Raw genomic sequence first — 19606 nt, 5'->3', positions numbered from 1 at the left:
CCCTCCGTGGGGGTCTGGTCGAGATATGGTCTCGGATGTAGACCGCCCCCGGCGCGATCGGAAGGAGGCAGCTTTCCATGACCAGGGCACATCAAGGGAACCTCGCCGCGGACGTCCTCGACCGGATGAGCGCCCATGCCGGCGCGCCGGACGACCGCGAGCTCTGCCCGGTGCGCGACGTGCTCGACCGGGTGGGGCAGAAATGGACGATCCTCGTCATGGTCGCGCTCCATGCCGGTCCGCGCCGCTTCTCGGCGCTGCACCGCGCGGTCGCGGACATCTCCAAGCGGATGCTGACCCGCACGCTGCGCGATCTGGAACGCGACGGCTTGATCCTGCGCACGGTCTACCCCACCAAGCCGCCTGCGGTGGACTACACGCTCACCCCGCTCGGCCGGTCCTCGCTCGAGGCGATGGCGACGCTGATCGGCTGGGCGGAGGGCCACCACGACGAGATCCGGCAGGCGCGCCGCGCCTTCGACGCCGCCCTAAGCCAGGAGACGCGCCCATGAACGCCCCGCCCCGCACCGCCACCACCTTCGCCCCGCCGGTGATGGAGGCGCGGCGCTGGCTGGAGGGCGTGACCTTCCCGCCCGACCGGCCCCTCATCAACGTCAGCCAGGCCGCCCCCGTCGATCCCCCGCCCGAGCCGATGCGGCAGGCCATGGCCGAGGCGCTGCTGACCGATCCGGCGAGCCACCTCTACGGCCCCGTCCTCGGCCTGCCGGACCTGCGCGAGGAGGTCGCCGCGCGATGGTCTGCCGCCTATGGCGGGCACCTTGCGCCGGGCGAGGTCGCCATCACCAGCGGCTGCAACCAGGCCTATACCGCCGCGCTGTCGACCCTCTGCGCCGAGGGGGACGAGGTGATCCTGCCGGTGCCCTACTACTTCAACCACCGGATGTGGCACGACATGGCCGGCATCCGCACGATCCCGCTGGAGACCGGCGCCGGCCTGATCCCCGACCCCGAGCGGGCGGCCGCCCTGATCACCGACCGGACCCGCGCCATCGTCCTCGTCAGCCCCAACAATCCGGGCGGCGCGGAATACCCGGCCGGGACGGTCCGCGCCTTTCTCAAGCTGGCCCGGTCGCGGGGGATCGCGCTGATCGTGGACGAGACCTACCGCGATTTCGACAGCCGCACCGGCGCGCCGCACGATCTCTTCGCCGATCCGGACTGGCGGGACACGCTGATCCATCTCTATTCCTTCTCGAAGGCGTTCCGCCTCACGGGGCACCGCGTCGGCGCGATGATCGCGAGCCGCACCCGGCTGACCGAAGCCGAGAAGTTCCTCGACACGGTGACGATCTGCCCCAGCCAGATCGGCCAGCGCGGGGCGCTGTGGGGGCTGCGCAACCTCGGCCAGTGGGTCGCGGGCGAACGGGCCGAGATCCTCGACCGCCGCGCGGCGATGGAGGAGGGCTTCGCCCGGCTGGAGCCGCTCGGCTGGCGCCTTCTCGGCTGCGGGGCCTATTTCGCCTATGCCGAACACCCCCATCCCCTGCCCTCGCCCGAACTGGCGCAGCGCCTCGTCCGCGAGGCGGGCGTGCTGCTGCTGCCCGGGACGATGTTCCGTCCCGCCGGGGATGCGGCCGGCGCGCGGCAGGTGCGGATCGCCTTCGCCAATGTCGACCGGGCGGGAATCGCGGCGCTGATGGACCGGCTGGCGGGCTTCGCCGCCTGATGCTTGCGCCCCTCAACCGCGCCCCCTATTGAATGCGGCGCATCCGGGGCGAGGGACGACGGGACATGGCGAAGACGGCGAAGACGGCGAAGAGCCTGGGCTTCTACCTGGTGATCGGGCTCCTGCTCGTCGGCCTGGCGGGCTTCGGCGCGACCAGCTTCTCTGGCGGAACCACGACGGCCGCCAGCGTCGGCAGCCGCGAGATCACGGTGCAGGACTATGCCAACGCGCTGAACGCCCGGCTGCGGCAGCTGCAGCAGATCACCGGCAACCCGGTGACCATGGAACAGGCCCGCGCGCTCGGCGTCGACCAGCAGGTGCTGAGCACTCTCGTGATCGAGGCCACGCTCGACGACGAGGCGGCCGATCTCGGCCTGTCGGTGGGCGATGCCGAGGTGCGCGACCGCGTGATCGGCAGCCCCGAATTCGCCGGGCTCGACGGCAGCTTCGACCGCGAGACCTATCGCCGGCTGCTGCAGAACATCGGCCTCTCCGAGGGCCAGTACGAGGACCAGATCCGCCGCGAGAGCGCCCGCACCATCCTGCAGGCCGCCGTGTTGGGCGGGGTGCCGCGCCCGACCACCTATGCCAGCACCCTGGCGGAATGGGTCGGACAGCGCCGCAGCGCCGCCTGGGTCCGCGTGACCGAGGACGACCTGATCGCCGCGCCCGCCGCGCCGGAGGAGGGCGAGCTCGCCGCCTGGTACGACGAGAACCCGGACGCCTTCACCATCCCCGAGACCCGTCGCATCAGCTACGCCTGGCTGACGCCCGAGATGCTGGCGGACCGGGTCGAGGTGACCCAAGAGGAGCTGCGCAACCTCTACGACCAGCGCTCCGCCGAATACGTCCAGCCCGAGCGGCGCCTGGTCGAGCGGCTCGTCATGCCCGATGCCGACGCGGCCGAGGCGGCGCGCGCCGCCCTGGACGCTGGTGAGACCACCTTCGAGACGCTCGTGACGGATCGCGGTCTCGACCTCGCCGACACCGATCTCGGCGACGTGGCGGAGGGCGATCTCGGCGCCGCGGGCGAGCCGGTCTTCGCCGCCGCGCCGGGCGACGTGGTCGGCCCGGTCGAGACCAGCGTCGGTCCCGCCTTCTACCGGGTGAACGCGGTGCTCGCCGCGCAGGAGACCCCGTTCGAGGAGGTCGAGGACGACCTGCGGGCCGAGCTTGCCACCGACCGCGCCCGCCGCGCGATCGAGCAGGAGGTCGAGCGGCTCAACGACCTCGTCGCCGGGGGCGCCTCGATCGAGGATCTCGCCGCCAATTCCGAGCTCGAGGCGGGGCAGATCGACTGGACCGAAGAGACCTCCGACGGCATCGCCGCCTACGACGAGTTCCGCCAGGCCGCCGCGTCGGCCGAACAGGGCGGCTTCCCCGAACTGGTCCGGCTGGAGGATGGCGGCGTCTTCGCGCTGCGCCTCGACGAGGTGGTCCCCCCGGAACAGCCCCCGCTGGAGGACGTGCGGGACGAGGCGCTCGCCGCGTTCGAAGCCGCGCGCATCCGCGCCGCCGTGATCGCCCGGGCCGAGGCGCTGGCCGAGGACATCCGCGAGAGCGGCACCTTCGCCGTCCCGGGCCGCGAGGGCCGCGTCGATTTCGGCTTGACCCGCCGCCAGTTCCGCGAGGACCGGGCCGAGGGCTATGTCGACACCGTCTTCGATCTGTCCCCGGGCGAGGTCCGCGTGATGCCGACCGACGAGGGCGCGCTGATCGTCCGGCTGGAAGGGATCCGTCCCGCCGATACCGAAAGCGAGACCGTCCAGGCCGAGATGGAGACCGTCGCCGACCGCACCAGCCAGTCGATCTCGCAGGACATCTACCAGGTCGTCGTCGACGAGCTGCAATCCGACGTGCCGGTGCGGGTCAACGATTCCGCGATCCAGTCCGTCCTCACGCAGTTCCAGTAGGCAGCGCCGTGGCCGCCCCCCTTCCCGATTTCGAGAGCTTCCGTGCCGGCTACGAGGCGGGGCGCAACCAGGTGGTCTGGACCCGGCTCGCCGCCGATCTCGACACGCCGGTCTCGCTGATGCTGAAGCTGTCGGGCGCGGGAACGAACTCCTTCGTGCTGGAGAGCGTCACCGGTGGCGAGGTGCGGGGGCGCTATTCCATCGTCGGCCTCAATCCCGACCTGATCTGGGAATGCCGGGGAACGAGCAGCCGCGTGAACCGCGCCGCCCGCTACGACGACGGGGCCTGGCAGGATTGCGCGGAGGATCCGCTGACGGCGCTGCGCGCGATCATCGCCGAGAGCCGGATCGACCTGCCCGAGGATCTGCCGGCCGCCTCGGCCGGGCTGTTCGGCTATCTCGGCTACGACATGATCCGGCTGGTCGAGCATCTGCCGCACGTCAATCCCGACCCGATCGGCCTGCCCGACGCGGTGCTGGTCCGCCCCTCGGTCGTCGCCGTGCTGGACGGCGTGAAGGGCGACGTGATCCTCGTCGCGCCCGCCTGGGCCGGCAGCGGCATGTCCGCCCGCGCGGCCTATGCGCAGTCGGCGGAGCGGGTGATGGATGCCCGCGCCGCGCTGGACCGGCCCGTGCCGACCGATGCCCGCGCCCTCGCCGACCCGCATCCCGAAGCGGCGCCGGTGTCCAACTTCACGCGCGAGGGCTACCACGCCGTCGTCGAGCGGGCGAAGGAGTACATCCGCGCCGGCGACATCTTCCAGGTCGTGCCGTCCCAGCGCTGGACGCAGGATTTCCGCGAGCCGCCCTTCGCGCTCTATCGCAGTCTGCGGCGGACGAACCCGTCGCCCTTCATGTTCTACTTCAATTTCGGCCCCTTCCAGGTCGTCGGCGCCTCGCCCGAGATCCTCGTCCGGGTCTTCGGCTCGGAAGTGACCATCCGCCCGATCGCCGGCACCCGCCCCCGCGGCGCGACCCCGGCCGAGGACAAGCTGAACGAAGAGAGCCTGATGGCCGACGAGAAGGAACTGGCCGAGCACCTGATGCTGCTCGATCTCGGCCGCAACGACGTGGGCCGCGTCGCGCGGATCGGGACCGTCACCCCGACCGAGCGCTTCATCGTCGAGCGCTATTCCCACGTCATGCACATCGTCTCGAACGTGGTGGGCGAGCTTTCGTCCGAACACGACGCCCTCTCGGCCCTGCTGGCCGGGATGCCCGCGGGCACGGTGTCCGGCGCGCCGAAGGTCCGCGCGATGGAGATCATCGACGAGCTGGAGCCCGAGAAGCGCGGCGTCTACGGCGGCGGCTGCGGCTATTTCAGCGCGAACGGCGACATGGACATGTGCATCGCCCTGCGCACGGCGGTCCTGAAGGACGAGAAGCTCTACATCCAGGCCGGCGGCGGGGTCGTCTACGACAGCGATCCCGAGGCGGAGTACATGGAGACGGTGCACAAGTCGAACGCCATCCGACGCGCGGCGGAGGACGCGACCCGCTTCCACGGTGACGGAAACCGCTGAGGGTGACGCTGGCGCCGCTCCTCGCTGCGCCCGTCGCCATCCTCGTTCACACCCTCCTCGCCCTCGCGGCGTTCCTCCTCGGGGCGGCGCAGTTCCTGGGGCGCAAGGGCACCCGGGCGCACCGGGCGATCGGCTGGACCTGGGTGATCCTGCTGGCGCTGGTCGCGCTGTCGTCCTTCCGCATCTCGACGATCTGCAGCTTCGGCCCGTTCAGCCTCATCCACCTGCTGTCACTCTACACCCTGATCGTCCTGCCTTACGGCGTGCTCGCCGCGCGGCGCCACGACGTGGGGGCGCACAAGCGGTCGATGGCGCTGCTCTATCTGGGGGCGCTGGTGATCGCCGGCGCCTTCACGCTGGTGCCGGGGCGGATCATGAACGAGGTCGTCCTCGGCACGCCGCCGGGGTCGAACGCCTGCGCGTGAGGGCGCGGCCCGCTACTTGCGGAACTTGTCGAGGCTGACGATGTCGGCGTCCTTCTTCGGCGCCTCGGCATCCTCGGCCTTCTTGCCGCCGGGCTTGGCCTTGGGCCGCGCCTCGACCACCTCGGCCTCCTGCGCGGGGGCATCGGCCTGCGCCCCGTCCTCCTCCGCCTCGTCGTCCTCGTCCTGCGTCTCGAACCGCAGGCCGAACTCGACCGACGGGTCTACGAAGGTGCGGATCGCGTCGTAGGGGATGTAGAGCGGCTCGGGGCTGTCGCCGAAGTTCAGCGTGATCGAGAAGCCCTCGTCCGTGACCTCGAGGTTCTGGAACCAGTGCTGGATCACGATGGTCATCTCGCCCGGATAGCGGTCCGACAGCCAGTCCGCGATTTCCACGTCGGGATGCATCGTGTCGAAGGTGATGAAGAAGTGGTGGCTGCCCGGCAGCCCCTCGCGCGAGACCCGGGCGAGCACGTCCTGGATCAGCGCGCGCATCGCGCGGTGCATCAGCGTGCCGTAATCGATGGTCGTGCCGCTGGCCATTCGGGGGTCTCCGTTCCGCGAGGTGCCGGGAGTCTAGACCGCATCGCGGGAAGGGAAAAGCGGGATTGCCCCCGCGGCCCGGCCGCGCCCGCAGGACGGCCGGCAGGTCAGCCGAAGATCACCGACAGCTCGCGCAGGATCTTGCGGCGGATCGCCCCCGGATAGTCGCGGTGGCCGCGCGCGGTGACGACGAAACCGTCGGTGCTGATGACGGAGCGGTCGTAGAAATTGGTGATGGCGAGGCCCATCCCCTCGATGGCGATGGCGTTGATCGTGACGCCCGCCCGCTCGGCCGCGCGGCGGGCCGCGCCGACATCGGCCCCCGCATTCGGCGTGCCGTCGCCCGAGATGTCGAGCACGCGGCGCCGGCAATCGGCCACCTGCGGAAAGGCGGTGAGCGCGAAGGCGATCGCGTCCCCTGGCGCAGTATCGGACATGACGAAGGCCCGCTCGAGCCCGCGGGCGCGCTCGGACAGGGCGGCCGCATCGGCGGGGCCCGCGATCCGGGTCCAGGGGATCGACAGCTCCTGCCGTTCGGACCCCGACCATTGCATCACCGCGATGGCGACCTGTCCCTCGACCATCGCGTCCACGATCTCGGGCGCGCCGAGGGCGTCGGCCATCCCGTCGACCTGCAGCCGGTATTCCGCGACATCGACGGATTGCGAAACGTCGATCGCCAGCATCAGCGCGGTGTCGCAGGCGGCGGCGGGCGGGGCGACGACGAAGAGACAGGCCGCGAGGGATCTGGCGAGGGGGCACATGGCCCCACAAGACCCACGACGGGCCCTGCATGCAAGCCGTCGGCGCGCAGCGCCCCGTCCCCGAGCCGCGGCCCGCGCTTCCCCGGCCTGCGCCGCACGAGGTGCGGACGGCACGAAGACATGGATGGTGGAAGTGCAGGCTTCTGTTGCCAGGTGCCTGCGAACCCCGCCTTACGCTGCTAGGCGCAAGGACTTAGATTTCGGTATTCCGCACTGCTTACGCAGCGAGGGCCACCGGAGCACGGTTGTCGTTGGCAACTGTACAATTCGGACCGATAACGGTGGTACCTCACCGGGACAAAGCAAACCCCTTTAGACGTTCGTCGATCCTGTTTCGGCCCCATTCGCCCCCAACGAGGGATGTGTGGTGGAGCCGCCGGGTACCGCCCCCGGGTCCGATCCGCTTATTACGAGCGCGTTTATGTCCATAGTCCCCTTGCGGAGACAGCCCCAATCTAGGGGCCCCGGCCACGGGGATCAAGCGGGAGGATCAAGCGGGGGATGAACCTCTCGGCCGGAACGCTCAGCCCAGCGCGGCGAGCCCGGGGAAGGTCTCGAGAAGCCACCAGCTGAAATCAGAGAACTGCCCGGTCAGCATGAACAGGCCGACGGTCCAGAGCAGCAGGCCCGACACCTTCTCGATGATGCCCATCCGACGCTTCATCGCCGCCATGACCCCGCCGAGCGAGGGGAAGAAGGCGGCCACGGCGAGAAAGGGCAGCCCCAGCCCCAGCGCGTAGGCGGCCAGCAGGACCGCCCCCCGCGTCACGTCCGCCTCGGTCATCGCGAGGCCGAGGATCGCGCCCAGGATCGGGCCGAGGCACGGCGTCCAGCCGAAGGCGAAGGCAAGGCCGAGAAGGTAGGCGCCGAAGGCCGAGCCGCCGCGATCCCCCGCCTCGAGCCGCGCCTCGCGGTCGAGGAAACGCAGGCGCAGGATGCCGAGGAAGTGCAGCCCGAACAGCATCACGACGAGCCCCGCCCCGATGACGAACCAGCCCTGCACCGACAGGAACATCCGTCCCAGCGCCGAGAAGGCCATGCCGAGCAGCAGGAAGACCGTGGAGAGGCCGAGCACGAAGAACCCCGCCGCCACCAGCACCCGGCGCCGCTCGCGCGCGGGACCGCCCATCTCGGTCATCGACACCCCGCCCATATAGGCGAGATAGGGCGGCACGATCGGCAGCACGCAGGGCGAGAGGAAGGACAGCAGCCCCGCCAGGCCCGCGATCAGCATCGCCGGCAGCAGCGTCACCGTGAGGATCGTGTCGGGGTCGAGCATGGGGCGGGGCCTTCGTGGATCGTCTCGCCCTCCCCGGTACCCCAAGGAGGGGACCGCGTCACCCTCGCCCGGCTCACGCCGGCGCGAGGGTACGCGATTCGCGCGTTCGGCTGGGTCGATCGGGCCGGAAATGCGGCGGCCGCGGGCCGACGCTCGCGCGCAGGACGGCTGCTCCCGGGCTGGCCGGTCTCCCGGGGGGGCGCCCCGCGGGACCGGCACCGTCCCGTCCGGCCGGGCCAGCCGCGCCCCCGGGCGGTCAAGATGGTCCGTCGGACCCCCCCTCCACCTGCAGCCGCAACCTCGCCCCTCCGGCGGCCCGGGCGATGCCGGCGCGGCGCCTCGCCGAGGGGCCCGCCCACGCCCCGCCCGGGCCCCGCCCGGGCCGCGGCGATCCGGCCACATCGGCGCGGTCCGTCACGCGCTGAGCACGATTGCGCCATCGCGGCGACGCGCTCGCGATTAGTGTTGACGGCAGAACGCGGCGGGCGCATCCGCCGCGCCGAGCAGAAACCCCTCTCGAGGCCCTTCCGATGGCAAGTCTCCAACCCACCTCCTCCATCCCGGCGAGCAGCGCCCAGATGGGTCAACCGGCCCCCCAGACCATGGGTCAGCCGCAGGCGCAGCAGGGCGCCGCGCAGGCGGCGCAGGCCGGCCAGCAGCAGGCCGGGCAGGTGATCTTCCGCGACTACGCGGCGATCTGAACGTCCCCGCGGGGCGGGGCCGTCGGCAAGGCTCCGCCCATGCGCTCACGAAGCGCGTGATCCGGACGCGCGAATCCCGCAAGGATCGGGCAACCGCCCCTGCCCGGATCCCGCCCATGCTGCGCCCCGCCCTCGTCGCCCTGTCCTGCCTCGTCGCCGCCTCGGCCTGCGGGCGTGCCCCGGAGGGGCCGCAGGTGGCCCGCAGCGCCCCCGCGCTCTACCCTGGCGAGACCGCCGAGATGCGCGACCTGATCCGCCGCTATGCCGCGATCCACCAGATCCCCGAGGCGCTTCTCCACCGCGTCATCCAGCGGGAAAGCGACTACAATCCGGGTGCGCGGAACGGCCCCTATTACGGGCTGATGCAGATCCTTCCGCAGACCGCGCGCACGATGGGATTCTCCGGCAGCGCGTCGGACCTGCTTGATGCCGAGACCAACCTGATGTTCGCCGGCCGCTACCTGCGCGGCGCCTGGATCGTCTCGGACGGCGATATCGACGAGGCCGTGGGCTGGTACGCACGCGGCTACTACTACGAGGCCCGCGACCGCTGCCTGCTCGTCGCCACCGGCCTGCGGGACCGCGAACTTCGCTGCTGACGGCAGCCCGGCCCGTCGATGCGGTAGCGCCTCCCGGCTGCCGCCCCCCCTCACGATCGAGCATGCGGCTCTTCCCGGCTTGACCGCGGCACGACATTTCGTCATTCGTCGAAACATGGAAACGTCAGACGCCGTCGCTGCATTCTCCGCCCTCGGCCAGCCGGGCCGGCTCGACGTGCTGCGCCACCTGATCCAGGCCGGCCCGGGCGGACGGGCGGCGGGCGAGATCGCGGCGTCGCTCGGCATCCGCCCCAACACGCTGTCCTCCGCGCTCGGCATCCTGTCGCAGGCCGGGCTGGTCTCGTCCCATCGCGACGGACGACGGATCGTCTATTCCGCGCGGATGGAGGCGATCGCAGCCCTGGTCCAATGGCTGGTCGCCGATTGCTGCGGCGGCGACGCGGCCGCCTGCGCGCCGATGACGCGGGCGCTGACCTGCTGCCCGCCCGGACGGGCGGCGCCGTGACCGGCGTCGTGCATGGCCCCGCAGCGGCTGCCGTCGCCGGCCCCGACCTGCCCCGGAGGCTGGTGGCAGAGGCGCTGGGCACGCTCATCCTCGTCGCGACGGTCGTCGGGTCGGGCATCATGGCCGAGACGCTGACCGGTGACGTCGCCCTGGCCCTTCTGGGCAACACGATCCCGACCGGGGCGATCCTCGTCGTCCTCATCACCTGCCTCGGTCCCCTCTCGGGCGCGCATTTCAATCCGGCCGTCACCCTCGCCCTCTGCCTGCGGCGCGAGGGGCCCTGGGCGGAGGCGCTGCCCTACATGGGCGCGCAGGTCGCAGGCGGAATCCTGGGCGCGGTGCTGGCGCATGCGATGTTCGAGCAGCCGCTCCTCCAGCTCTCCACCCATGTCCGCACCGGCCCCGCGCAATGGCTGGCCGAGGCGGTGGCGACCTTCGGCCTCGTCTTCTCGATCCTCGCCGCCGTCCGGGTCCGCCCCCCGGCGGTGCCCCTCGTCGTCGGTCTCTACATCACGGCGGCCTACTGGTTCACCGCCTCCACCTCCTTCGCGAACCCGGCCGTGGCGATCGCGCGGGCGCTGACGGACACCTTCTCCGGCATCCGGCCCGCCGACCTGCCCGGCTTCATCCTCGCGCAGCTGGCCGGGGCAGCGTTGGCCGCGCCCTTCGCCGCCTGGCTGCTGCGCCCCCTGCCCCGGAGTGCCCCATGAGCGCCGTCATCTTCCACAATCCCGACTGCGGCACCTCGCGCAACGTCCTCGCCCTGCTCGAGGCGACGGGCCATGCGCCGCAGGTGATCCCCTATCTCGAGACAGGCTGGACCCGCCCGCTCCTCCTCACGCTCCTCGCCGCGGCGGATCTCACCCCGCGAGAGGCGCTGCGCGTGTCGAGGAGCCCGGCGGAAGAGCTGGGCCTGACCGCGGAAGGCGCGAGCGACGACGAGATCCTGGACGCGATGCTGACGCATCCGATCCTCGTGAACCGGCCCTTCGTCGCGACCGCGCGGGGCGTCGCGCTCTGCCGTCCGTCCGAGGCGGTGATCCCGCTGCTGGACGCCGTGCCGACGGAGCGGGTCCTGAAGGAGGACGGGACGATCCTCTACGATCCGGCCCTCCACGATCCGGCCGGCACCGGCGGCGCCTGACGCAGGCCCGGCCCTGCGGCGGCGCACCTTTACGCTCCCGGCCCCTTTTCCTATATCTTCGCTCAGCTATTCCCCCAAACGAACGGACAGGGCCATGAACGCGGATCCCCGGATGGAAGGCACGCCCCTCATCGAGCCGTCCTCGACCGACAATCCCCTGCACGAGCCGATCGTCGAGGCGATCCGCACCGTCTACGACCCCGAGATCCCGGTGAACATCTACGATCTCGGCCTGGTGTACACGATCCGCATCGACGAGGGCGGCGACGTGCTGGTGAAGATGACCCTGACCGCGCCGGGCTGCCCGGTCGCGGGCGAGATGCCCGGCTGGATCCAGAACGCGGTCGAGCCGGTCCCGGGCGTGAAGTCCTGCGAGGTCGAGCTCGTCTGGGAACCGCAATGGGGCATGGACATGATGTCCGACGAGGCCCGGCTGGAACTCGGCTTCATGTAGTCCGGCGTCCCGCTGGCTGCGGGGCAGCGGGGGCCGCCGCTCGCGCAGCTCCGAACGCCGTCCCACTGGAACCCTGCCGCGCCGAACGGGTTGCCCCGGCATCGCGACCACGAATGCCGGGGCCCCGCCATGATCTGCAGCGCCGCTTTCCGGCATGCTCTGACGCTCCTCCTTCTCTCCCTCCTCGCGCTCTGGGCACTCGCCGCCTCCGCCCGGGACGCGCCCGAGACGTTCGAGGTCGGATCGCTGAACGATGGCCTGCCCCCGGCGGCGGACTGGATCGACCGCTCCACCCCGCAAGGCCTGATGGAGAGCCTCGTCTTCGCCACGGAGACGGGGCGGTGGGAGGAGGCGGCCCAGCTCTTCGACCTGTCGGACATCCCGCAGGGCGACCAGCAGGCCGCCGGGTCGGGGATCGCACGCGACCTTGCACAGATCATCGAGCGCAAGATCGTCATCGACTGGTTCGACCTGCCCGACCGTCCCGACGGCGCGGTCGAGCCGGGCGAGGGACAGGACGCCATCGCGCTGCAGCCGCGCCGGTCCCTGCCGCTCTGGACGCTCGACCTGCCGGACCGACCGGTGGAGCTGCGGATGAACCGGCTTCAGGTCGGCGAGGAGGACCCGGTCTGGGTGATCTCGCGGCAGAGCGTCGCCAACATCCCCGCGCTCGCCCTGCTCTACCGCCCCTCCGCGCTGGAGACGGCGATCCCGGACGCCCTGCGCGAGGACGGGATCTGGGGCCTGCAGGCATGGGAGCTGATCGCCCTTCCCCTCGTCCTGCTGCTCACCGGTCTTGCCGGCTTCGTCTTCTACAAGGCGCTCGGCGCGCTGGCGCGCGGGCGCCTCGCCGGGCGCGGGGGCCGGCTGCTGCTGGCGGCGCAGGGCCCCCTCACACTGGCCGTGGTGACGCTGGTCCTGTCGACGCTGGCGCGGTCGGTCCTCATCTTCTCGGGCCAGATCGACACGATCCTGACACCGCTGACGGCCTCGGCCTACGTCATCGCGGCCTTCTGGATGGTGATCTCGTTCGGGGACGCGGTGATCGACCGGCTGATCGACCTCGACGGCGGCAACTACAAGGAGATCGGCGAGGGCCACGAGGATCGCCGCCGGATCGCAACCCGCGTCGTGGCGCTGCGCCGGGCCCTGCTGGTCGTCGTCGTGCTCGCGGCCTTCGGGATCCTGCTGAACGAGGTGGCCGTCTTCCGCTCGCTCGGGATCTCGCTGCTCGCCTCGGCCGGGGGGCTGGCCCTTCTGCTGGGATTCGCCGCGCGCAACGTTCTGTCCAACATCATGGCGAGCCTGCAGATCGCGCTGAACGGCTCGGCCAAGATCGGCGACAAGATCGTCTGGGACGACAGGATCTGCGTCGTCGAGCGGATCAACTTCACCTACGTGCAGCTCCAGGTCTGGTCGGGGGAGCGGATCGTCGTCCCGGTCGTGGAATTCGTCGACACGCCCTTCGAGAACTGGACGATGAAGGATCCCTCGATCATCCGGAAGGTCACGCTCAAGCTTGCCCACGGCTTCGACGCCCAGACCCTGCGCGACGACTTCGATCGTATCCTCGACGAGATCGGCGAGGGGATCGGCGCCGACGAGGACCGGGGCGTGGCGGTGACGGGGCACGACGTCTTCGGGCAGGACGTGCTCTTCAAGGTGCCCTGCACCGATCCCAACACCGCCTGGACGATCGAATGCGAGGTCCGCGAGAAGCTGCTGCGGATCGCGTCCGAGCGGGCGGCGCTGGACGGCCGCATCTTCCCCGAGGCGGCCGCGGCCGAAGGCGGGGCCTGAGCCCCGGCCGAGGTCCGGCGCCCAGCTGTCCAACTGCCCCGGAGGCTCCGCCCCTTGAACCATGACCGGCCTCACCCCCTGTCTTCGGGGCGGGAGCAGGGGTCGGTGGCGCGCGACCGGGCAGGAGCACGCTCGCCCGGCGCAGGGGGCGGGCTAGATGGCCCGGTCGGCCACCGGGTCGCACCGCCCCCCTCTCGACGCCCCCCTTTCGACGGATTCTCCCGAAACCATGCCCCCCGCCACCGCGTCCCGCCCCGCCGGACCGTCGCTCGCTACGCTGGTCCTGCTGAGCGCGACCTCGATCCTGACGCTGAACATGGTGCTGCCCTCTCTCGGCAACCTGGCGCAGAGCTTCGATCTGGGCTTCGGGGCGGCGAGCCTCGTCGTGTCGGTCTACATGGTCGTCACCGCGCTGTTGCAGGTCGTGCTCGGCCCGCTCTCGGACCTCTACGGGCGGCGGCCGGTGATCCTCGTCTCGCTCGGGCTCTTCGCCCTCGCCTCGCTCGGCTGCGCGCTGGCGGGGGCGTGGTGGCTCTTCATGGCGTTCCGGATCCTGCAGGCGGCGGTGATCTCGGCCAACGTGCTCAGCCGCGCGATCGTGCGGGACGTGTCCCCCCCGCGCGAGGCGACGGACCGGCTGGCCACGATCGGCATGACCCTGGCGCTGGGGCCGATGCTGGCGCCGATGGTCGGGGGCTTCCTCGACCAGGCCTTCGGCTGGAGGGCGACCTTCTGGCTGTTCACCGCAGCCGGGGCGGCGCTGCTGCTCTGGTGCTGGCGGGCCCTGCCCGAGACCGCGCCGGGGGGCGGGGCGGGCGCGATGGCGCAGATCCGGACCTACCCGCAGCTCCTGCGGGACCGCCTGTTCTGGAGCTACACGGCCTGCATGGGCCTGTCCTCGGGCGTGTTCTTCTCGTTCCTGACGGCGGCCGCGGCCCTCGCGGCCGAGGCCTGGGGCATGGGCGAGGCGCTGCTGGGCCTCTGCCTCGGCGCGCCGCCGGTCGGGTTCCTCATCGGCAACTTCCTGTCGAAGCGCCTCTCGGCCCGTGTGCCGGGGGCGCGGCTGATCCTGGCGGGCCGACTCGCCACGCTGGCCGGCATGTCGGGCGCGGCGGCGGCCTGGGCGGTAGGCCTGTCGGGGCCCTGGGCCTTCTTCCTCTTCATGCCGCTGATCGGGGTCGGCAACGGCCTCACCTTCCCGGCGGCCACGGTGGGGACGCTCGCCGTGCCGGCACGCCTGGTCGGCGCGGCGGCGGGCCTGTCGGGCGCCCTGATCATCGGAACGGCCGCGGTCATGGCGACGGCGACGGGGCTGCTGGTCGGCCATCCGCCCGCGATCGGGCCGGCGGTGCTGGTGCTGGCGGTGTCCGCGCTCGCGGCGCTCGTCGTGTCGCTGCCGGCAATCCGCGCGGATTGGGACGGGATCGAGCGGGACCACGACGCCGCCCCTGCCCCGGCTCCCGGCCCCGCCGCGCGCCCCCTCCGCGGCTGAGGGCCGCGCGTCGGCCTTGAGGGCGCGGCACCGAGGGATTATGTCGCCCTCACACCCATCCGAACCCGTGAGGGGGCACACCCGACATGTTCGCCATTCCCGGAAAGCAGGCCGTCACCATGACCCCCCGCGCCGCGGCGCGGATCGCCCGGCTGATGGACCGCGACGGCCACCAGGGCCTGCGGATCGGCGTCAAGAAGGGCGGATGCGCCGGCATGGAATACACGATGGACTTCGCCGAGACGGTCGATCCCCACGACGAGGTGGTGGAGCAGGACGGCGCCCGCGTGATGATCGCGCCGATGGCGCAGATGTTCCTCTTCGGCACCGAGATCGACTACGAGACCTCGCTGCTGGAGAGCGGGTTCAAGTTCCAGAACCCCAATGTCGTCGATGCTTGCGGCTGCGGCGAGTCGATCAAGTTCCGCGAGGTGGACGAGATCCACCCGGCCGAGGTGCAGCGCGCGGACGGCCCCCGCGGCTGATCTGCCCGCATGGCCCCGCCCGGCGAGGGTCGCTCTTCTGCGCGATATCTTCGAGGTCGTAGGGCCGCGACGACCCGGCGCAAGATGGGCGGGCCCTGCCTCTATGCCGGCCGGCCGATCGTCGCGCTGATACGCTCGGACACGGTCCTGCTGCCCGAAGGCGCCGGAGCGGTGAAAGCGCGGAGGGAGCGCGAGGGATGGACCCGCTGGGTCCGCGAGCCGGGGGGAATGCCAGAGCGGCGCGATGCCCTACTGGGAGATGCCGGTCGGGGCGCCGGACGATTGCGCGCTGGCCGGCACCCTTGCGCGGGGGGCGCTGGAGAGCCTGCGCGGATGCCGTTCAGCCCCGCCCCTTCAGGTGCAGGTAGGTCTCGTCATAGCGTCTCTGCAGGTGATCGACGGCGCGCACCGGACGGTCCGACCCCGGCGGCGCGACGTCCACGTCGAATCGCGGGTTGAAGAAGAGCGGCACCGAGATCCGCTCCTGCGCCGTACCCCGGACCCGGTGCTCGGTCGCGCGGACCGCGCCGTCGGTCCAGAGCTCCAGCATCTCGCCGAAATTGACTACGAAGGCGCCGGGCGCGGCCTCCACCGGGCGCCACGCCCCGTCGCGGCCCCGCAGCTCGAGTCCCGAGACCCCGTCCGTGGCAAGAAGGGTCAGGCAGCCGTAATCGGTATGGGGCGCGATCCCGAAATCCCGCTCGCCCGCCCCCTCCGGCCGGGCGGGGTAGTGGTTGCCCCGCAGCAGGGCCATCGGCCGGTCGAAGGCGCGCGCGAAATGCGCCGGATCGCGGCCGATCGCCTCGGCGATTGCGGCGAGCAGGTCCATCGAGACGGCGCAGGCCTCGGCGAAATAGGACTCCAGCGTCGCGCGGAAGCCCGCCGGCCGCGCGGGCCAGAGATTCGGCGCGTAGGTCCGCAATCCGCTCTCCGGCCATTCGTGACCGCTGTCGAACACCTCCTTGTAGTCGGGGTTCGATCCGGGATCGACCTGCTCGGACAGGGGCGCGCCCCAGCCCCGGCTGGCGCCGGTGGCGGCCATGTCGACGCGGCGCTTCTCCTCGGGCGGCAGCGCGAAGAAGGCGCGGTAGGCGGCGATCACCCCGGCCACCCGGTCCGGGCCGATGGCGGAATTGGCGAGGGTCAGGAACCCCGTCTCCTGTACGGCGACGCGCAGGCGTTCCATCTCGTCCGGCGCGCGGGCCGAGAGCCGGGCGGCATCGAGGGCGGGGATCATGGCGGTCTCCGGGGGGGCTGGGACAGGCGGCGCCTGCCCGACCCGGGGGCGGGCCGCAAGCCCCTTTCGCGGCCAAGGGTCCCTTGCTACTCCGGAACGGTCCGAAACCCGAGGAGATCCCCATGCGCCGCAAGCTCGCCGCCGGAAACTGGAAGATGAACGGCACGCCGGACAGTCTGGCCGAGATCGAGGCCCTGATGCGGATGCAGGCCGCCCCGGGGGTCGAGATCCTGATCTGCCCGCCCGCGACGCTGATCGCGCAGGCGGCCGCGCGGGTCGGGGACCACCCGATCGCCATCGGCGGGCAGGATTGCCACCCCAAGGCGCAGGGGGCGCATACCGGCGATCTGTCCGCCGCGATGCTCGCCGCCGCCGGGGCGACCCATGTCATCCTCGGCCATTCCGAGCGCCGCGCCGATCACGGCGAGAGCGACGCCCTCGTCCGGGCCAAGGCGGAGGCCGCCCACGCGGCGGGCCTTATCGCGGTGATCTGCGTCGGCGAGACGCTGGAGGAGCGCGAGGACGGCCGGGCGGAGCAGGTGGTCACCCGGCAGCAGGCGGGGTCTCTGCCCGACGGGGCGAGCGCGGCCAACACGATCGTCGCCTACGAGCCGGTCTGGGCCATCGGCACCGGCAAGGTGCCCGGCACAGACGATATCGGCGCGATCCACGGCGCGATGCGGGCGGCGCTGGCGGAGCGGTTCGAGGATGCGGACGAGATGCGCCTGCTCTACGGCGGCTCGGTGAAGGGGTCCAACGCGGCCGAGATCTTCGCCGTCGCCGATGTGGACGGCGCGCTGGTCGGGGGCGCTTCGCTGACGGCGCAGGACTTCTCGCCCATCGTCGCGGCCCTGGACGCCGCCTGATGGAGGAGCTGACGCGCGGCTACCTGTTCGACGTCTTCGGCACGCTGGTCGACTGGCGCAGCGGGATCGCGGACGAGGCCGCGCGCGTCTTCGCCGACCGGGGGATCGACGCCGATCCCCATGCCTTCGCGGATCACTGGCGCTCGCTCTACGATCCCGCGATGGCCGCCGTGCGGGACGGGGCGCGCGGCTTCGTGCCGCTGGACGTCCTGCATGCCGAGATGCTGGAGGACACGCTCGACCGGTTCGGCATCGGCGGGGCCTTCGACGGCTCGGCCCGCGCCGCCCTGGTCCGCGCGTGGGAAAGGCTGCCCCCCTGGCCCGACGTGGGCGAGGGGCTGGCCGTGCTGGGGCGGCACGCGCTGCTCGCCCCCTGTTCCAACGGGTCGATCGCGCTGATCTCCCGGCTGTCCCGCTTCGCCCAGTTCCGCTGGGACGCGATCCTGGGGGCCGAGATCGCGCGTGACTACAAGCCCAAGGCAGAGGTCTACCGCGCCTCGTGCCGGGCGCTCGGAGTGCCGCCGGAGCGGGTGACGATGGTCGCCGCGCATAACGGCGACCTCGCCGCCGCACGGGCGGCGGGATTGCGGACCGCCTTCGTCGCGCGCCCGGCCGAGCACGGCCCTGGCCAGCGCACCGACCTCGCCCCCGAGGCGGAATGGGACGTGGTGGCGGACCGGCTGGCGGACGTGGCCGGCACGATCTGAACGCGCCGGGGCGGACCCGCCCCCGGAACGGGTCCGTCATGGCCCATCTTGAAGATCGGCGCCGCCCTGCCCTACGGAGGCGGCATGCAACGCCTCTCCCAGTCGCCCACCGACCCCGCCTTCGTCCAGGATCCCTACGCCTTCTACGAGAAGGCGCGCGCCGCCGGCCCGCTCTTCTACTGGGAAGAGCTGGGCATGGTCTGCGCTACCTCGCACCGCCTCGTCTCGTCGCTGCTCCGAGATCGGAGGCTCGGCCGCCAGGTGCCCGAGGCGCATGTCCGCGAGACCGGGCCGCATCTCGACCCGTGGAAGGCGATCGAGCGGCATTCGCTGCTGGCGCTCGAGCCGCCCGATCACACGCGGCTGCGCAAGCTGATCCTGCATGGCTTCACCTCTCGCCGGATCGGCGGCATGGCGGCGTCGATCGAGGCGCTCTGCCACGACCTGATCGACCGCTTCCCCGAAGGAGAGGTCGACCTCGTGCCCGCCTATTGCCGGCTGGTGCCGGTGATCGTGATCTGCCGCCTGCTCGGCGTGCCCGAGGACCGGGCCGAGGACCTGCTTGACTGGTCGAACGCGATGGTGGCGATGTACCAGGCGCGCCGCTCGCGCGGGATCGAGGATGCGGCCGCAGCGGCCAGCGCCGACTTCTCCGCCTTCCTGCGCGAGCACATCGCCGCGCGGCGCCGCGCCCCCGGCCCCGACATGCTGTCCGAGCTGATCGCGGCCGAAGAGGCGGGCGACCGGCTCTCGACCGACGAGCTGATCGGCCTCGTCGTGCTGCTGCTCAATGCCGGGCACGAGGCGACGGTCCACACCCTCGGCAACGGGGTGCGGGCGATGGTGGCGGCGGGCCGGCCGGAGGTGACCGAAGCGGCGGTGGAGGAGGTGATCCGCTGGGACCCGCCGCTGCACTTCTTCGACCGCTGGGCCTACGAGGAGGTCGAGATCGAGGGCCACCGCCTCGCCCGGCACGACAGGATCGGGCTGCTGCTCGCGGCGGCGAACCGCGACCCGGCGGCCTACGAGGACCCGGCGCGGTTCGATCCGGTGCGGCAAGGGCCGGCCAACACCTCGTTCGGGGCGGGAATCCATTTCTGCGTCGGCGCACCGCTGGCGCGGCTGGAACTGGTCATCGCCCTGCGGGTCCTGTTCGAGCGGATGCCCGGCCTGCGGATCGTGGGCACGCCCGGCTATGCCGATATCTGGCACTTCCACGGGCTCGAGCGGCTGGTCGTCGCGCCGGACTGACGGCGAAGCCGGGGAAGCCGGCAGCCGGGCCACCGCGGGCCCGGATCTCCGCCGCCGGGACGTCGCCCGCGAGGTGCGCCGGTCGGCCGGGCCGGGTCCGGGGCCCGGGCCGACCGGGCGGCCTTGTCCGGGGGGAGGCCTCCTGTCCGGGCGCCTCCTCCGACCCCACGGCAGACGTCGGGACCGGCGCGACCTGTCCGGCCGGGCTCATCACCCTCCCCCGGAGGCTCGGCGCGGACCCCGCCTTCGGACGATTGCGACGAGAGTGCCGGC

General features: G+C 71.9%; 21 protein-coding genes and 1 other RNA gene. 17 read left to right on the top strand and 5 right to left on the bottom strand.

What is annotated here, in order from left to right:
• Positions 1 to 77: 77 nt before the first annotated feature.
• The 5 genes from BUE30_RS07430 (at position 78) to BUE30_RS07410 (ending at position 5548) form a co-directional block, all read left to right on the top strand.
• Positions 78 to 512 (top strand): winged helix-turn-helix transcriptional regulator, encoded by a 435-nt coding sequence (locus BUE30_RS07430; RefSeq protein WP_073327597.1) that lies wholly within the window; start codon positions 78 to 80, stop codon positions 510 to 512.
• Positions 509 to 1687 (top strand): aminotransferase, encoded by a 1179-nt coding sequence (locus tag BUE30_RS07425; RefSeq protein WP_073327596.1) that lies wholly within the window; start codon positions 509 to 511, stop codon positions 1685 to 1687. The genes BUE30_RS07430 and BUE30_RS07425 overlap by 4 nt, the downstream gene beginning before the upstream one ends.
• 65 nt (positions 1688 to 1752) lie before the next feature.
• Positions 1753 to 3600 (top strand): peptidylprolyl isomerase, encoded by a 1848-nt coding sequence (locus tag BUE30_RS07420; RefSeq protein ID WP_073327593.1) that lies wholly within the window; start codon positions 1753 to 1755, stop codon positions 3598 to 3600.
• 8 nt (positions 3601 to 3608) lie between these two features.
• Positions 3609 to 5123, top strand: coding sequence for an anthranilate synthase component I (gene trpE / locus BUE30_RS07415; RefSeq protein WP_073327590.1), 1515 nt, complete (start codon positions 3609 to 3611; stop codon positions 5121 to 5123).
• Between the two features lie 2 nt (positions 5124 to 5125).
• Positions 5126 to 5548, top strand: a complete 423-nt coding sequence (locus tag BUE30_RS07410; protein WP_073327588.1) for a DUF2306 domain-containing protein — start codon at positions 5126 to 5128, stop codon at positions 5546 to 5548.
• 12 nt (positions 5549 to 5560) lie between these two features.
• Here BUE30_RS07410 and BUE30_RS07405 read toward each other — a convergent pair whose 3' ends face one another.
• The 4 genes from BUE30_RS07405 to BUE30_RS07390 all read right to left on the bottom strand — a co-directional run bounded on the left by BUE30_RS07405 (position 5561) and on the right by BUE30_RS07390 (position 8131).
• Entirely contained in the window at positions 5561 to 6088 is a 528-nt protein-coding gene (locus tag BUE30_RS07405) for an SspB family protein (RefSeq protein ID WP_073327585.1), read from the bottom strand.
• A 107-nt stretch (positions 6089 to 6195) separates the two neighbouring features.
• Positions 6196 to 6852 (bottom strand): DUF1194 domain-containing protein, encoded by a 657-nt coding sequence (locus BUE30_RS07400; protein ID WP_073327582.1) that lies wholly within the window; start codon positions 6850 to 6852, stop codon positions 6196 to 6198.
• Positions 6853 to 6984: 132 nt separating this feature from the next.
• Positions 6985 to 7337: a transfer-messenger RNA gene (gene ssrA, locus BUE30_RS07395) on the bottom strand.
• A 38-nt stretch (positions 7338 to 7375) separates the two neighbouring features.
• A complete protein-coding gene (locus BUE30_RS07390; protein ID WP_073327580.1) occupies positions 7376 to 8131 on the bottom strand; it encodes a cytochrome c biogenesis CcdA family protein in 756 nt (251 codons plus the stop codon).
• Between the two features lie 530 nt (positions 8132 to 8661).
• On the opposite strand from BUE30_RS07390, the gene BUE30_RS17760 reads away from it, so the two are divergent.
• From BUE30_RS17760 to BUE30_RS07350, 9 genes are all read left to right on the top strand, one after another.
• Positions 8662 to 8832 (top strand): hypothetical protein, encoded by a 171-nt coding sequence (locus BUE30_RS17760; RefSeq protein ID WP_170865622.1) that lies wholly within the window; start codon positions 8662 to 8664, stop codon positions 8830 to 8832.
• Between the two features lie 116 nt (positions 8833 to 8948).
• Entirely contained in the window at positions 8949 to 9431 is a 483-nt protein-coding gene (locus BUE30_RS07385; RefSeq protein WP_073327578.1) for a transglycosylase SLT domain-containing protein, read from the top strand.
• Between the two features lie 115 nt (positions 9432 to 9546).
• Positions 9547 to 9897, top strand: coding sequence for an ArsR/SmtB family transcription factor (locus BUE30_RS07380; protein WP_073327575.1), 351 nt, complete (start codon positions 9547 to 9549; stop codon positions 9895 to 9897).
• Positions 9894 to 10607 carry an MIP/aquaporin family protein gene (locus tag BUE30_RS07375; protein WP_244526292.1) on the top strand — a complete coding sequence of 238 codons (714 nt, stop codon included), beginning with the start codon at positions 9894 to 9896 and terminating at the stop codon, positions 10605 to 10607. Before BUE30_RS07380 ends, BUE30_RS07375 begins: the two co-directional genes overlap by 4 nt.
• Complete coding sequence (locus BUE30_RS07370; protein WP_073327572.1) at positions 10604 to 11041, top strand: arsenate reductase family protein; 438 nt, start codon at positions 10604 to 10606, stop codon at positions 11039 to 11041. Before BUE30_RS07375 ends, BUE30_RS07370 begins: the two co-directional genes overlap by 4 nt.
• Before the next feature lie 94 nt (positions 11042 to 11135).
• Positions 11136 to 11495: an SUF system Fe-S cluster assembly protein gene (locus BUE30_RS07365; RefSeq protein ID WP_073327569.1), complete on the top strand. Its 360-nt coding sequence runs from the start codon at positions 11136 to 11138 to the stop codon at positions 11493 to 11495.
• A gap of 129 nt (positions 11496 to 11624) precedes the next feature.
• The gene (locus BUE30_RS07360; RefSeq protein WP_073327567.1) at positions 11625 to 13295 is read left to right on the top strand and encodes a mechanosensitive ion channel family protein; all 1671 of its coding nucleotides are present in this window, start codon (positions 11625 to 11627) and stop codon (positions 13293 to 13295) included.
• Positions 13296 to 13524: 229 nt separating this feature from the next.
• Complete coding sequence (locus BUE30_RS07355) at positions 13525 to 14787, top strand: MFS transporter (RefSeq protein WP_073327564.1); 1263 nt, start codon at positions 13525 to 13527, stop codon at positions 14785 to 14787.
• A gap of 86 nt (positions 14788 to 14873) precedes the next feature.
• On the top strand, positions 14874 to 15272 hold the full coding sequence (locus BUE30_RS07350; RefSeq protein WP_073327561.1) for a HesB/IscA family protein: 399 nt from the start codon (positions 14874 to 14876) through the stop codon (positions 15270 to 15272).
• A 340-nt stretch (positions 15273 to 15612) separates the two neighbouring features.
• On the opposite strand, the gene BUE30_RS07345 is transcribed toward BUE30_RS07350, so the two are convergent.
• Positions 15613 to 16509, bottom strand: a complete 897-nt coding sequence (locus tag BUE30_RS07345; protein ID WP_073327559.1) for an isopenicillin N synthase family dioxygenase — start codon at positions 16507 to 16509, stop codon at positions 15613 to 15615.
• A 122-nt stretch (positions 16510 to 16631) separates the two neighbouring features.
• Here BUE30_RS07345 and tpiA point away from each other — a divergent pair, with 122 nt between their 5' ends.
• From tpiA to BUE30_RS07330, 3 genes are all read left to right on the top strand, one after another.
• A complete protein-coding gene (gene tpiA / locus BUE30_RS07340; RefSeq protein WP_073327556.1) occupies positions 16632 to 17375 on the top strand; it encodes a triose-phosphate isomerase in 744 nt (247 codons plus the stop codon).
• Positions 17375 to 18082, top strand: a complete 708-nt coding sequence (locus tag BUE30_RS07335; protein ID WP_073327553.1) for a haloacid dehalogenase type II — start codon at positions 17375 to 17377, stop codon at positions 18080 to 18082. Before tpiA ends, BUE30_RS07335 begins: the two co-directional genes overlap by 1 nt.
• An 84-nt stretch (positions 18083 to 18166) precedes the next feature.
• Positions 18167 to 19333 carry a cytochrome P450 gene (locus BUE30_RS07330; protein ID WP_073327844.1) on the top strand — a complete coding sequence of 389 codons (1167 nt, stop codon included), beginning with the start codon at positions 18167 to 18169 and terminating at the stop codon, positions 19331 to 19333.
• Positions 19334 to 19606: the final 273 nt, after the last annotated feature.

This window comes from Wenxinia saemankumensis (assembly GCF_900141735.1).
In the GTDB taxonomy this organism is placed as follows: Bacteria; Pseudomonadota; Alphaproteobacteria; order Rhodobacterales; family Rhodobacteraceae; genus Wenxinia; species Wenxinia saemankumensis.
The sequence above is the reverse complement of the archived record's forward strand: the minus strand, read 5'-3'. Positions and strand labels throughout refer to the sequence as shown.

Coding starts and splice junctions, on each gene's coding strand:
- BUE30_RS07430 (WP_073327597.1), top strand. CDS start 78: ATGACCAGGGCACATCAAGGGAACCTCGCCGCGGACGTCCTCGACCGG.
- BUE30_RS07425 (WP_073327596.1), top strand. CDS start 509: ATGAACGCCCCGCCCCGCACCGCCACCACCTTCGCCCCGCCGGTGATG.
- BUE30_RS07420 (WP_073327593.1), top strand. CDS start 1,753: ATGGCGAAGACGGCGAAGACGGCGAAGAGCCTGGGCTTCTACCTGGTG.
- BUE30_RS07405 (WP_073327585.1), bottom strand. CDS start 6,088: ATGGCCAGCGGCACGACCATCGATTACGGCACGCTGATGCACCGCGCG.
- BUE30_RS07400 (WP_073327582.1), bottom strand. CDS start 6,852: ATGTGCCCCCTCGCCAGATCCCTCGCGGCCTGTCTCTTCGTCGTCGCC.
- BUE30_RS07390 (WP_073327580.1), bottom strand. CDS start 8,131: ATGCTCGACCCCGACACGATCCTCACGGTGACGCTGCTGCCGGCGATG.
- BUE30_RS17760 (WP_170865622.1), top strand. CDS start 8,662: ATGGCAAGTCTCCAACCCACCTCCTCCATCCCGGCGAGCAGCGCCCAG.
- BUE30_RS07385 (WP_073327578.1), top strand. CDS start 8,949: ATGCTGCGCCCCGCCCTCGTCGCCCTGTCCTGCCTCGTCGCCGCCTCG.
- BUE30_RS07380 (WP_073327575.1), top strand. CDS start 9,547: ATGGAAACGTCAGACGCCGTCGCTGCATTCTCCGCCCTCGGCCAGCCG.
- BUE30_RS07370 (WP_073327572.1), top strand. CDS start 10,604: ATGAGCGCCGTCATCTTCCACAATCCCGACTGCGGCACCTCGCGCAAC.
- BUE30_RS07365 (WP_073327569.1), top strand. CDS start 11,136: ATGAACGCGGATCCCCGGATGGAAGGCACGCCCCTCATCGAGCCGTCC.
- BUE30_RS07360 (WP_073327567.1), top strand. CDS start 11,625: ATGATCTGCAGCGCCGCTTTCCGGCATGCTCTGACGCTCCTCCTTCTC.
- BUE30_RS07355 (WP_073327564.1), top strand. CDS start 13,525: ATGCCCCCCGCCACCGCGTCCCGCCCCGCCGGACCGTCGCTCGCTACG.
- BUE30_RS07350 (WP_073327561.1), top strand. CDS start 14,874: ATGTTCGCCATTCCCGGAAAGCAGGCCGTCACCATGACCCCCCGCGCC.
- BUE30_RS07345 (WP_073327559.1), bottom strand. CDS start 16,509: ATGATCCCCGCCCTCGATGCCGCCCGGCTCTCGGCCCGCGCGCCGGAC.
- tpiA (WP_073327556.1), top strand. CDS start 16,632: ATGCGCCGCAAGCTCGCCGCCGGAAACTGGAAGATGAACGGCACGCCG.
- BUE30_RS07335 (WP_073327553.1), top strand. CDS start 17,375: ATGGAGGAGCTGACGCGCGGCTACCTGTTCGACGTCTTCGGCACGCTG.
- BUE30_RS07330 (WP_073327844.1), top strand. CDS start 18,167: ATGCAACGCCTCTCCCAGTCGCCCACCGACCCCGCCTTCGTCCAGGAT.